The organism is Frigoribacterium salinisoli (assembly GCF_054781095.1).
The window spans coordinates 435,217-448,016 of record NZ_BAAGVB010000002.1 but is presented as its reverse complement, the minus strand read 5'-3'; the positions used below and the strand labels follow the sequence as shown (position 1 = coordinate 448,016).

Genomic DNA, 12,800 nt, shown 5'->3' with positions numbered 1-12,800 from the left:
CTGCTCAAGTGGTACGACCATCAAGTTATTTGCTCACCAAGATGCACGCAAGCCGTGACATGTCCCCAGAGAGGGGGTATCTTGATCACCGAGATGCACGCTGGTTGAATCAGGGTGCCGCCCTCGCCGGACCTCACCACCCCGTGCGAGCGGCAGCGGCCCACCCCACCCCTCGGACAGGAGACGCTGTGACCGCGACGACCGGCCCCACCCCCACCCGCGGAGCGATGCCGTGAACGACCGCGAGCGCTCCCCCCAGCCCCTCCCCGGCGACGCCCGGCCCCGCCTCGACGACGCGGGCGACGTCGACGTCACCGACGTCATGGCGGCCTTCAACGAGGTGCAGATGCAGAACGCCGCGATCCTCAAGGTGGTCGCGACCGACATCGGCATCGGCACGACGGACCTGCAGGCCCTCGCCTTCGTCAACGGTCGCACGGCCGTCACGCCCAAGCAGCTCAGCGAGCACCTCGAGCTCTCGACCGGGGCCACCACGAGCCTGATCGACCGCATGGACGCCGCCGGCTACGTGCACCGCGTGCCGCACCCGACCGACCGCCGCAGCACCCTCGTCGAGCTCGCACCAGCGGGCCAGGAGGCCATCTCCGGCGTGGCGACCTTCTACGCCCAGGCCTTCCGCGAGGCGGTCGACCCGTTCTACCTGGACTTCCTCGCCACGGCCTTCCGGTCCATCGGAGCCGCCGTGACCCGCCACGCGGAGGAGCGCTTCGGGTCGTAGCCTGGGCCGATGACGCCCTCACAGCTGCTCGTCGACGCGTTCGACCGCCTGCCCCCGCTCGCCCGCGAGGCCGTCGACGGGCTCGACGCCGACGCGCTCACGTGGCGTGCCGACGCCGAGGCCAACACGATCGCCTGGCTGCTCTGGCACACCGCCCGCGGTCAGGACGCCCAGATCGCCGACCTCGCCGCGAGCGAGCAGGTCTGGACCGCGGACGGCTGGGCCGAGCGGTTCGGCCTGCCGTTCGACGCGGCCGAGATGGGCTACGGCCAGGACCCCGCCGCCGTCGCCGCCGTGCGTGCCCCCGGCGACCTGCTCGTCGCGTACCTCGAGGCCGTCACCCTCCGCACCCGCGGGTACCTCGAGCTGCTCGACGCCGCCTCGTACGACGACGTCGTGGACGACGCGTGGGACCCGCCCGTGACGGCCGGCGCGCGCCTCGTGAGCATCCTCGAGGACTGCGTCCAGCACGTCGGCCAGGCCGCCTACGTGCGCGGACTGCTCGACCGGCACTAAGACGGGGCGCCACGAGGGAGCGGTGCCGGCGCGGGGAGGTGCGCGGCGACGCCGCCCGGGGAGCGGGCGCCTCCCGGCCGACCGGGGGTCGGCGGCCAAGGGAGCGGGCGGGCCGCTGTCAGGCGGCCGGGTCCTGCCCCACGTCCTGCGCAGAGCCCCCCGCGGGCGTGCCCCAGACCTCCCGCTGGATCGCGAGCGCGAGGTCGCGCAGCAGGTCGACGTCGACCGACGACGGATCGCGCGGGTGCGAGTCGAAGACGCAGAGGGCACCGATGCGGACGCCGTCGGGCGACTCGACGGGGTAGCCCGCGTAGAACCGCAGGTCGGACTCGGGCACGAGCACGTCGCTGCCGTCGGACGAGGCCGAGACGACGTACGGCCTCGAGGCCGTGATGGTCGTGCTGCAGAGCGACGCCTCGATCGGGCGCCCGCGCTCGTCGGTGCCCGCACGGGCGGCGTTGTGCTGCACCTCGTCGTCGAGCACGCTGAACGCGGCCGACTCCGTGCCGAAGAGCGTGCGGGCGTGCGCGACGATGGCGTCGAAGCGGGGTCCGGCGTCGGCCCCACGGAGGCGCTGCGCCGTCGGATCGGCCAGGAGGCGCGCGATCGACTGCGGCGCGAGGCGCGCGGCCCGGCTCGGGGCCAGACCACGGTCGGCCTCCTCGGCGTGCCGGGTCAGGCGGGGAGCGAGCACGCGGACGATCCGCTCGGCGACCCGGCGGTGCAGCAGGGTCGCGTCGTCGTCGTCGAGGGTCGGCGTGCTGGGTGCCGGCACGAAGGCCACGAGGTCGCGCTCGCCGTCGGCCTCGAGCAGCGCCTCGAGCGTGAGCTCGCCGAGCTCCTCGACCCAGCGGTCGGCGATGCTGCCCGGCGCGACCCGCAGGGCCGGGACGAGGCTCGACGGCTGCAGGCCGACGACGACGAGCTCGGTCGAGGCCGAGCCGACGCGCTGCACGGTCGCGACCAGCTCGTGCACGAGGGCCGTCCACGTGCGGTCGGCGGACACCGCCGCGGCGTCGTCCTGGCCGAGCACGACGACGACGGCGTCGTGGGCGGAGAGATCGCGGGCGCCCAGCACCGCGACGACCTCGGCCAGCGGGACGGCCGTCGCCGCGTCGGCCTCGACGAAGCTGCCGCGACCCGTGGCGCTGCTCAGCAGGCGCGTGAGCTGGGTCGGCAGGGCGAGCTCGCCCTCCCCCACGGCACGGCCGAGCGTCGGACCGCACCCCACCACGAGCACGCGGTCGGGGTCGGGGCCGGCGGCGTGCACGAAGGGCACGTCGGGCTGACGGGGCAGTCGCGTGGGCAGGCCGCCGAGGGCCCGGAGCCTCGAGCCGAGGACCTGGGACGCGACGCGACGGGTGACAGCACGCACGGCGGCTCCGGTTCTGATCGTGGGACGGGTCCCGGTGGTGAGTCGGTGACCCTGTGCTCGCCACGCTACCGGCCAGCGGGGGCCGGCCCGCCCCCCAGTGCGAGGGCAGGACGCGACGACCAGAGCGGCCCCGAGCGGCCCCGCGTGACGGACCGGGGCCGACGGGGCGGAGCGACGCGCGACTCCTGCCGCACGCCGCCCCCGCGCTCAGCGGCGCGTGCCCGCGAGCGTGCCGAGGACCGCGTCGCCGGGCCTGGTCTCCTCGAAGTCCGCCGTGATCTCGGCCCGGTCCAGGAGGTCCTCCATGCGCCGACGACGCGCGCGCGTGATGAGCGTCACGACCGTGCCCTGCTTGCCGGCGCGACCCGTGCGGCCGGCCCGGTGCAGGTACGTCTTGTACTCGTCGGGCATGTCGGCCTGGACCACGAGCTCGATGTCGTCGACGTGGATGCCCCGCGCCGCGACGTCGGTCGCGACGAGCACGTCGACGCGGCCGCTCGTGAGCAGCTGCAGGTTGCGCGTGCGGCGGGCCTGGTTGAGGTCGCCGTGCAGGCTCGTCGCCCGGATGCCCGCGTCCTCCAGCTGGTCGGCGAGCTGCTCGGCGAAGGCGCGCGTGCGGGCGAAGACCAGCGTCTTGCCCGGGCCCGCGGAGAGCTCCTCGATGATCGCGGCCTTGTCGCGCTGCTCGATGAGCAGCACGCGGTGGTCGATCGTGGCGCTGGCCTGGTCCTCGCCGGCCACCTCGTGCACCGCCGGCTCGACGAGGAACTCGTCGACCAGCGTGGCGACGCCGCGGTCGAGCGTCGCGCTGAAGAGCAGCTTCTGGGCGCGCGCACCCTGCGGCGTGACGTCGGCCGTGCGGCGGATGATGCGCTGCACCGGCTCCAGGAACCCCAGGTCGCACATGTGGTCGGCCTCGTCGAGGACCGTCACGACGACCTCGCTGAGGTCGAGGCGGCCCTGCTCGACGAGGTCCTCGATGCGCCCCGGCGTGCCGATCACGATGTCGACGCCGCGCTGCAGGGCGCCGACCTGGCGCCCCTGGGGCACGCCACCGTAGACCTGCGTGGTGAAGAGCCCGACCGAGCGCGCGATGGGCTGCACCGTGCGGTCGATCTGCAGGGCGAGCTCGCGCGTCGGCGCCAGGATCAGCGCGCGCGGCGCACGACCCATGGCGCGCTTGGCACCGCCGCCGTGCTCCATGAGCTTCTCGACGAGCGGGGCGCCGAAGGCGATGGTCTTGCCCGATCCCGTGCGACCGCGGCCCAGGACGTCACGACCCGCGATCACGTCGGGGATCGTCGCCGCCTGGATCGGGAACGGCGCCTCGGCACCGAGCTCGGCCAGCTGGCGGACGATGTTCTGGCCCAGGCCGAGGTCGCCGAACGACACGCCCTCGACGTCGGACGCCGTCAGCACCTCGGCCTGGAGCTTCTCGAGCTTGACGTCGGCCTCGGGGCTCCACGCCTGGCCGGAGCCGCGGCCGGAGGAGGAGGCGCCGCCGCGGTCGTCGCGACGGGGAGCACGGTCGGTGCGCTCGTCGCGACGGGGAGCGCGGTCGGTGCGCTCGTCGCGACGGGGCGCACGGTCGTCACGCTCGTCACGACGGGGCGCACGGTCGTCACGGACGAAGCCACGCTGAGGACGGTCCTCGCGGACGAAACCGCCCTGGGGCCGCTCCGTGCGACCGTAGCCGCGCTGCGGACGCTCGTCGCGTCCGCCCCGGTCGTCGCGCTGCGGCGCGCGGTCGTCACGGCCGTTCCCGCGCTGCGGGCGGTCGTCGCGACCGTAGCCGCGCTGCGGGCGGTCGTCGCGGCCGTAGCCGCGCTGCGGGCGATCGTCACGGCCGCCACGGTCGTCGCGCTGCGGCCCGCGGTCGTCGCGGCCGTACCCGCGCTGCGGGGCCCGGTCGTCGCGACCGTAGCCGCGCTGCGGGCGGTCGTCACGGCCGTAGCCGCGCTGCGGGCGGTCGTCACGGCCGTAGCCGCGCTGCGGGCGGTCGTCACGGCCGCCACGGTCGTCGCGCTGCGGCCCGCGGTCGTCGCGACCGTAGCCGCGCTGCGGCCGGTCGTCGCGTCCGTACGAGCGCTCGTCACGGGAGGCGCCGCGGGCACCGTTGCGGTCGTCGCGGCGGTCGCGGTCGCCGAAGCGGTCGGCGAACCGGCCGCCGGTCGGCTTGCGGGGCTCGAAGTTGGGGCGGCGGTCGCCGTCGCGCGGGGCGCCGGGAGCGCGGGTGCCGAACTCGCGGCGACCCCGCTCGGCGGAGTCCCAGCGCTTCTTCTGGCGGGGGGCCTCGGCCTCGTCGGGGCGGTGCCCGCGGTGCTTGGGGCTCTTGGAGCCGGCCCCGCGGGGGCCGTCGGGGCGGGAGGCGCGCGAGGGCGCCTTGTCGGAAGGAGACATGGTGGGTGCTTTCCGGGCCTGTCGGGTGACGCGACGGGACACCGGGCAGCCATCGGCCGGGACCGTCCACGATCGTGGTGTCGTCCCGACGAGATCCGTCGGGACTCCGGCCCCTGAGACTGACATGACCCTGTGGAAGGGGGACGCTGTACGCAGCGATCCCGTCGCGCCGTGGCGCGGTGTCTCGAGCCGACCGTACGACGATACCCGACGCGGGCCCCGATCGACAGGCCCGCGCCGGGACCGGCGTCAGGCCGTGGTCGTCCCGGCCGCCCGTCGGCGGTCGGCGCGGCGCTCGACGAGGCCGTAGACGACCGAGTAGAGCACCGGCAGCACGATCAGGGTGAGCACGGTCGACGACACGAGCCCACCGATCACGACGATCGCGAGCGGCTGCGAGATGAAGCCCCCGTGGCCGGTGATGCCGAGCGCCATCGGCACGAGCGCGAAGATCGTGGCGGCCGCCGTCATGAGGATCGGGCGGAGGCGCCGCGACGCACCCTCGAGCAGCGCCTCGCGCACGCGCAGCCCCCGGTCGCGGTACTGGTTCACCAGGTCGATGAGCACGATGGCGTTCGTCACCACGATGCCGACGAGCATGAGCACGCCGACGAGCGACGCGACGCCGAGGGGGATCCCCGAGACGAGCTGCAGCAGGATCGCGCCCGTGGCCGCGAACGGGATCGACACCAGCAGGAGGACCGGCTGCAGCAGGCTGCGGAAGGTCGCCACCATCACGATGTAGACGATGAGGATCGCGATGAGGACCGCGAGCCCGAGCTGCTGGAACGCGGTCGCCTGGTCGCTCGCCGCGCCACCGACGGCCGCGTCGGACCCGGCGGGCAGGTCGAGGTCGGCCAGGGCCGCGTCGACCGAGCTGGTCGCCGTGGACAGCTCGTCGCCGGACGGCGTCACCGTGACGGTCGCCGTGCGGACGGCGTCCTTCGTGGTCACCGACGTCGGCCCGGTGGTCTGCTCGACGGTCGCGATGCTGCTCAGCGCGACGGTCCCCGTGGGCGAGGGCAGCGCGAGGTCCCGCAGCTCCTGCAGGGTCTCGGGCGGCGTCGGTGCCAGCGTGTAGACGTCGACGCTCTCGTCGTCGATCTCGAGCGACCCGACGGCCTGCGGCTGGATCGCCTGGGCGACGATGCCGCCCACCGCGAGCTCGCTGAGGCCGAGGCGGGCCGCGGCGGCGCGGTCCACGTCGACGCCGATGACGGGCTGGGCCTCCTGCAGGTTCGAGGTCGCCTCGACCGTGCCGTCGATGCCGGTGACGGCGTCGAGCACCGTGCGCGTCGCCTCGTCGAGCGTGCCCGGGTCGGGCGCCGTGACGTCGATGGTGATGTCGTTGTCCGTCCCGAAGCCGCTCGACGTCGCGACCTCGAGGTCGCCGACGCCGTCGAGGTCGCCGAGGCGGGCCCGCACGTCGGTCTGCAGGGCGTCCTGGTCGGCGTCCTCGTCGGTCGTGACCGAGTAGGTCACCGTGCTGTCGCCGCCCCCGCCGAGGAACGCCGACAGGCTCCTGCCGCTGGAGCCGATCGTGAGCTGCACGGTCTCGATGCCCGCGACCTCCTCGAGCGCCGCCTCCACCTCGGCCGCGGCGTCGGACTGCACCTGCAGGCTCGACGCGGGCTCCAGGGCCTGCGTGACGGTGAGGGTGTTCTGGCCGCTCGAGCCCAGGAAGTTGGTCGACAGCAGCGGGACCATGGCGCCCGTGCCGATCAGCACGAGCACCGCGACCCCGAGCGTCGCCAGCGGACGCCGGAGCGTCGCGGCGAGCAGGGGCAGGTAGGCCCGCCGCAGGCGGTCCACGGCCACCGGTGCCGTGCCGTGCGTCGCGGGGGCGGTGACGGGCGTGGGGGCGTCGGGCGTGCCTCCTGCGCCGACGGCCCGGTCCTCGCCGCGTCGCGCGGCCCGCTGCTCGCGACGACGCGCCTCACGGGCGTCGACGAGCTGGGCGGCACCCACGGGCAGGGCGTCGGGGTCGGTGGCCTCGGTGCTCGCGGCGCCGTCGGCGTGCTTGTGCGCCTTCGGTGCGCGGAGGAACCAGTACGCGAGCACCGGCACGATCGTGAGGGCCACGAAGAGCGACGCGGCGAGCGCGATCGTCACGGTGAGCGCGAAGGGCCGGAACAGCTCGCCCGTGATGTCGCCGACGAACGCCAGGGGCAGGAACACCACGATGGTGGTCACCGTCGACGCGGTGATGGCACCGGCCACCTCGCGCACGCCCGTCGTGATGGCCGCGAGGCGGTCGGTGCCGGCCGTCAGGTGGCGCTTGATGTTCTCGATGACGACGATCGAGTCGTCGACCACGCGGCCGATCGAGATCGTGAGGGCCCCGAGCGTGAGGATGTTGAGCGAGTAGCCCGAGGCCTGCAGGCCGATGAAGGTGATGAGCACGCTCGTCGGGATGCTGATGGCCGTCACCAGGGTCGACCGGACCGACAGCAGGAACACGAGGATCACGACGACGGCGAAGACGAGGCCGAGCAGGCCCTCGGTGGCGAGGCTGTCGATGCTCTGCTGGATGTAGGGCGCCTGGTCGAAGACGACCGTGAGGTCGACGTCGCCGCCGAGGGAGTCGACGAGGTCGGGCATCGCGGCCCGGACGGCCTCGGACACCTCGACGGTGTTGGCCTCGAGGGACTTCGTCACGGCGATGGTGAGGGCGTCGGCCCCGTCGACGCGGCTGATGGAGGTCACCGGCGCCGAGGTGAGCTCGACGTCGGCCACGTCGCCGAGCGCCACCTCACCGTCGCCGCCGAGGAGCGGCAGGGCCGCCACGTCGTCGACGCTGGTGAGGCGTGAGCCGGCCTGGATCGACAGCGTGCGGCCGTCCTCGGTGAGGGTGCCGCCGGGCAGCAGGGTGCCGTTCGCGTCGAAGGCGTCCGAGATGGCCGCGGTGGTCAGGCTGGCCGCGGCGAGCGCCTCCTGGTCGGGGGTGATCGTCACGCGCTGACCGGCCGCACCGAAGACGCTGGCCTCGCGCACGCCGTCGATCTTCTGCAGGTCGGGCACCGCGACCGACTCGACGCGGTCGACGAGGGCCTGGTCGGTGCTGGCGTCGACGTCGCCCGTCGCCGTGACGGCGATCTGCAGGATCGGCAGGTCGTCGAGGCTGCCCGTGACCACCTGGGTGTCGACGTCGTCGGGCAGGCTCAGCCGGTTGATCGCGGACTGGATCTTCTGCTCGCTGGTCGCGAGGTCGGTGCCGTAGGTGAACTGCACCGACACCTGGCTCTGCCCGGTGGTCGACGTCGCGGTCGTCGTCTCGAGCCCGGGGATGACCTGCACGGCCTGCTCGATGGGCGTCGAGACGTCGTCGCTCACCACCTCGGGCGTGGCCCCCGGGTAGGAGCTGATGACGGCGACCTGCGGGAACTCCACGCTGGGCGCCAGCTCTTGCTTGAGCGAGGTGAGCGCGATGCCGCCGAAGATCGCCACGACGATCGTCACGAGCGCGATCAGGGCTCGGTTGCGCAGGCTGAAGACGGAGAGGAAGTGCACGGGGCTCCTGGTGGTTCGGCGGACCGAGACGACCGGGGTCCTCCCCGGCGGATCCAGGACGATCATCGCCCCCCGACACTGGGAATGCGCAGCGCACGGCGAGGTCCGTGGGGTACCGGCCGCCACCCCCGACGGGGAGGAGTGGTCGTCACGGGCGCGGGGTGCTGCTGAGATGGGGGCGTGACCCTCCTGCTCGAGCGCTCCGCGCGCCTCCTGATCGGCGTCGTGCTCTACGGCGTCTCGCTCGCGCTCATGGTCCGGGCCGACATCGGGGTCGGTCCGTGGGACGTCCTCAGCCAGGGCCTGTCGCTGCGCACCGGCCTCACCTTCGGCACGGTCACCTTCCTCACGAGCCTGGTCGTGCTGCTGCTCTGGATCCCGCTGAAGCAGCGTCCCGGCGTCGGCACCGTCGTCAACGCCCTCCTCATGGGCCCCGTCGTGGACGTCGCGCTCGCGGTCGTGCCCGTGCAGGAGGAGTGGTGGTCGCAGGGCCTGGTCTTCGCGGGCGGGCTGCTCCTGCTCGCCGTCGCCTCCGGCCTCTACCTCGGCGCCGGGCTCGGCCCGGGCCCGCGGGACGGCCTCATGACGGGACTGCACCAGCGCACCGGCTGGCGCATCGGTCGCGTGCGCACCGGCATCGAGCTCTCGGTGCTGCTCGCGGGGTGGCTGCTCGGCGGGCAGGTCGGCGTGGGGACGGCCGCCGAGGCGTTCCTCATCGGACCGCTCGTGGCGGTGACGATCCCCCTGCTCAGGATGCGCCGCGGGGCCTCTTCACGACAGGTGTCGCCAGACGCCGAGAGGGGGTCCGCGCCCGCGAGTTGACAGGGCCTCAGGCAGGAGTAGATTCGCCGCTCGTGACCACCGAGACCCGGTCGCCGAAGCGATGGCTGATCGGCGAACCGCTCCCCTCCGAGAAGCTCGAGGGGCAGCTGCTGCCGAAGCACCTGGCGCTGCCGATCTTCGCCAGCGACCCCCTGAGCTCCGTGGCCTACGCCCCGCAGGAGCTCCTCATGATCCTGCTCATCGGCGGCCTCGGCATGCTCACGCTCGCACCCTGGGTGGCCCTCGCCGTCGTCGTGCTGCTCGTGGTCGTCGTCGCGTCGTACCGGCAGCTCATCAAGGCCTACCCGTCAGGAGGCGGCGACTACGAGGTCGCGCACCGCAACCTGGGCGAGAAGGCCGGCCTGGTCGTCGCCTCGGCGCTGCTCGTCGACTACGTCATGACCGTCGCCGTCTCGGTGGCCTCCGGCATCGACAACATCATCTCCGCGGTGCCCGAGCTGGCACCCGCCCGGATCGAGCTGGCGGTGCTCGCCGTCGTGGTCCTCGCGGCCGTGAACCTCCGGGGCGTCCGCGAGTCGAGCAAGGCCTTCGCGATCCCGACGTACCTCTTCGTGGGGAGCGTCGCCGTCATGATCGTGGTGGCGCTGGTGCGCACCGCCCTGGGCGACCCGCCCGTCGCCGAGAGCGCCGGGTACACCGTCGAGGCGGAGGGCCTCACCCAGGCCGCGTTCGTCCTCCTGCTGCTCCGCGCGTTCTCGTCGGGCTGCTCCGCGCTCACCGGCGTCGAGGCGATCTCCAACGGCGTGCCGGCCTTCCAGCGGCCCAAGATCGGCAACGCGCAGAAGACCCTCGTGCTCATGGGCGGCATCGCCATCGCGCTCTTCGTCGGCCTCACCACCGTCGCGCTCATCGCCGACGTGCACTACGCCGAGGTGCCCTGCCAGCTCATCGGCTGGGAGGCGTGCGCCACCGACCCCCAGCGCAGCCTCATCGCCCAGATCGCCGCCGCCGTCTTCGGCGACGCCCTCTTCGGGCTGCCGTTCTACCTGATCCAGGCCTGCACGGCGGCGGTCCTGCTGCTCGCGGCGAACACGGCCTTCAACGGGTTCCCGCTGCTCGGCTCGATCCTCGCCCGCGACACCTACGCCCCCAAGGCGCTCAGCACCCGCGGCGACCGCCTCATCTTCTCGAACGGCGTGATCGTCCTCGCGCTCGTGGCGTCGGTGATCCTGCTGGTGTTCCGGGCGAACGTGACGCAGCTGATCCAGCTGTACATCATCGGCGTGTTCGTGTCGTTCACCCTCGGCCAGACCGGCATGGTGCGGCACTGGCTGCGCATGCTGCGGAACGGCTGCAGCGACCGCGGCGCCGTCACCCGGGGCCTCGTCATCAACGCCGTGGGTGCGGCGATGACCCTGTCGGTGCTCGTCGTCGTCACGGTGACGAAGTTCACCCACGGCGCGTGGATCGTGTTCGTCATCATGCCGGTCCTGTTCGTGCTCATGCTCGGCGTGAACCGCTACTACCGCGACGTCGACGCCGAGGTCGAGCCCGACGCCACCACCACCTTCGGCGCCACGGGCGACCACGCCGTCGTGCTCGTCAACCGCATGCAGAAGCCGGTGCTCAAGGCGCTCGACTACGCGATCGCCGCCCGTCACGAGTCGCTCGAGGCCGTGCACGTGAGCATCGACGACGAGGCGACGGCCCTGCTGCGGCGCCAGTGGGACGAGCAGAACATCGAGGTGCCGCTGCGCGTCGTCGCGTCGCCGTACCGCGACATCGGCGTGCCGCTGATCCACTACATCAAGCAGCACCGGGCCGAGCACGGCAGCGAGGTGGTGACGGTCTACACGCCCGTGTACATCGTCGGCCACTGGTGGGAGTCGCTCCTCCACAACCACCGCGCCCGCCGGATCCAGCAGAAGCTCATGCTCGTGCACGGCGTCACGGTGTCGCTCGTGCCGTGGCTGCTCGACTCGTCCGAGCTGCTCTACGGTCGTCGGTCGCGGCCGATCCCCGGCCAGGACCGCCGCGGCGAGCCCGTGCGGCCCGTCCGCCGCGCGCTGCAGCCCGGGCACGGCCCGGCAGGAGCCGCGGGTGCGGCCGGCGGGTCCGGCACGATCGTCGGCGACCCTGCCGCGGCGCTCGCCCCCGACACCGGTGCCGGTACCGCGAAGCAGCCCGGCCCCAAGCAGACGCCCCGCGAGCCCGGCAAGGGCAAGAACGTGGGCAACCAGGGCAAGGCCGCCCGGCGACGGGCACGGTCCGCGGCACGGAACTCGCCGCACGGCGGGCGCAAGAGGTCCTGACGGGAGCAGTGTCCTTCCGGTCGCGAGCAGTTATGGTGGGTGCCACGTCTGGCCTGGGGACCGCTCGGCCGTAGCTGAGAAGGATCATCGATGACGGACATCTTCACCACTGAGCACGACGAGCCACCGCAGTCCGAGCGGCGCCGCAGGCGGCTGTCGAAGCCCGTGGCCGTCGTGCTGATCGCCATCGCGGTGCTCGTGGGCGTCGCGCTCCTCGTCGCAGCGGTGGTCGGCGTGTACGCAGCGAGCCTGGCTCGCTCGTTCGACGAGCGGACGACGAAGATCGAGCAGGCCTTCCCCGACGAGGCGACGCGGCCGGAGGCGTCCGACGAGGGGGCCGTCAACATCCTCCTCATGGGCAGCGACTCCCGCGCGGACGCGACCGAGCTCGACGACGAGGGCCCGAGCGACCAGCGCACGGACACGATGATGCTCGTGCACGTGGACGCCGACCGGCAGAACGTCTACGCGATGTCCATCATGCGCGACCTCTACGTGCCGATCCCGGGCAGGGGCGAGGCCAAGATCAACTCGGCGTTCGCCTACGGAGGCTCCCCCCTCACGGTGCAGACCGTCGAGCAGCTCACGGGTGCCCGCATCGATCATGTCGCGATCATCGACTTCGAGGGCTTCAAGGGCATGACCGACGCCCTCGGCGGCGTCGACCTGGTGTCTCCCCGGGAGTTCACCGCCCGGGGCACCCAGATCCAGGTCGGACAGAACCACCTCGACGGCGAGGACGCCCTCAACTTCGTGCGAGAGCGGTACTCCTTCACCGACGGCGACTACACCCGGGTGGCGAACCAGCAGCTGTTCCTCAAGGCGATCGTCGACGAGGTCATCAGCCAGGACACCCTCACCGACCCGGGCAAGATCTCGGCGTTCGTCGACTCGGTGTCGGACTACCTCACCGTCGACGACACCCTCGACGCCGGCACCATCGCGTCGCTCGGCCTGAGCCTGCGCTCGGTGCGCTCGTCCGACATCCACTTCTTCACCGTCCCCACGAGCGGTACGGGCATGGTCGGGTCGCAGTCGGTGGTCTTCACGGCCGACGACAAGATGTCCGTGCTGCAGCAGGCCCTCCGCGACGACAACCTCGAGGCTCACCTACCGACGCTCGTCCGTTGATCGGCCCTCGCCGCCGTGCGCCGTGGACCAGACT

At 73.0% G+C, this 12,800-nt stretch carries 8 protein-coding genes; 5 read left to right on the top strand and 3 right to left on the bottom strand.

Translation table 11 applies throughout. The features are described 5' to 3' along the window. Positions 1 to 232 precede the first annotated feature (232 nt). Positions 233 to 739, top strand: coding sequence for a MarR family winged helix-turn-helix transcriptional regulator (locus ACYVHQ_RS07970; protein WP_460511831.1), 507 nt, complete (start codon positions 233 to 235; stop codon positions 737 to 739). A gap of 9 nt (positions 740 to 748) precedes the next feature. Then, positions 749 to 1,255, top strand: coding sequence for a mycothiol transferase (locus tag ACYVHQ_RS07965; RefSeq protein ID WP_460511830.1), 507 nt, complete (start codon positions 749 to 751; stop codon positions 1,253 to 1,255). A gap of 118 nt (positions 1,256 to 1,373) precedes the next feature. On the opposite strand, the gene ACYVHQ_RS07960 is transcribed toward ACYVHQ_RS07965, so the two are convergent. The 3 genes from ACYVHQ_RS07960 to ACYVHQ_RS07950 form a co-directional block, all read right to left on the bottom strand. Beyond that, positions 1,374 to 2,630, bottom strand: a complete 1,257-nt coding sequence (locus tag ACYVHQ_RS07960; RefSeq protein WP_460511828.1) for an SGNH/GDSL hydrolase family protein — start codon at positions 2,628 to 2,630, stop codon at positions 1,374 to 1,376. Between the two features lie 207 nt (positions 2,631 to 2,837). After that, complete coding sequence (locus tag ACYVHQ_RS07955) at positions 2,838 to 5,030, bottom strand: DEAD/DEAH box helicase (protein WP_460511826.1); 2,193 nt, start codon at positions 5,028 to 5,030, stop codon at positions 2,838 to 2,840. A gap of 249 nt (positions 5,031 to 5,279) precedes the next feature. Further along, positions 5,280 to 8,540, bottom strand: a complete 3,261-nt coding sequence (locus ACYVHQ_RS07950) for an efflux RND transporter permease subunit (protein WP_460511825.1) — start codon at positions 8,538 to 8,540, stop codon at positions 5,280 to 5,282. Positions 8,541 to 8,720: 180 nt separating this feature from the next. Between ACYVHQ_RS07950 and yczE the strand changes: the two genes are divergently transcribed. The 3 genes from yczE (at position 8,721) to ACYVHQ_RS07935 (ending at position 12,766) form a co-directional block, all read left to right on the top strand. Then, a complete protein-coding gene (gene yczE / locus ACYVHQ_RS07945; protein WP_460511823.1) occupies positions 8,721 to 9,362 on the top strand; it encodes a membrane protein YczE in 642 nt (213 codons plus the stop codon). A 32-nt stretch (positions 9,363 to 9,394) separates the two neighbouring features. Further along, complete coding sequence (locus ACYVHQ_RS07940; protein ID WP_460511821.1) at positions 9,395 to 11,635, top strand: APC family permease; 2,241 nt, start codon at positions 9,395 to 9,397, stop codon at positions 11,633 to 11,635. A gap of 90 nt (positions 11,636 to 11,725) precedes the next feature. Then, positions 11,726 to 12,766, top strand: coding sequence for an LCP family protein (locus ACYVHQ_RS07935; RefSeq protein ID WP_460511819.1), 1,041 nt, complete (start codon positions 11,726 to 11,728; stop codon positions 12,764 to 12,766). The last annotated feature ends 34 nt before the right edge of the window (positions 12,767 to 12,800 follow it).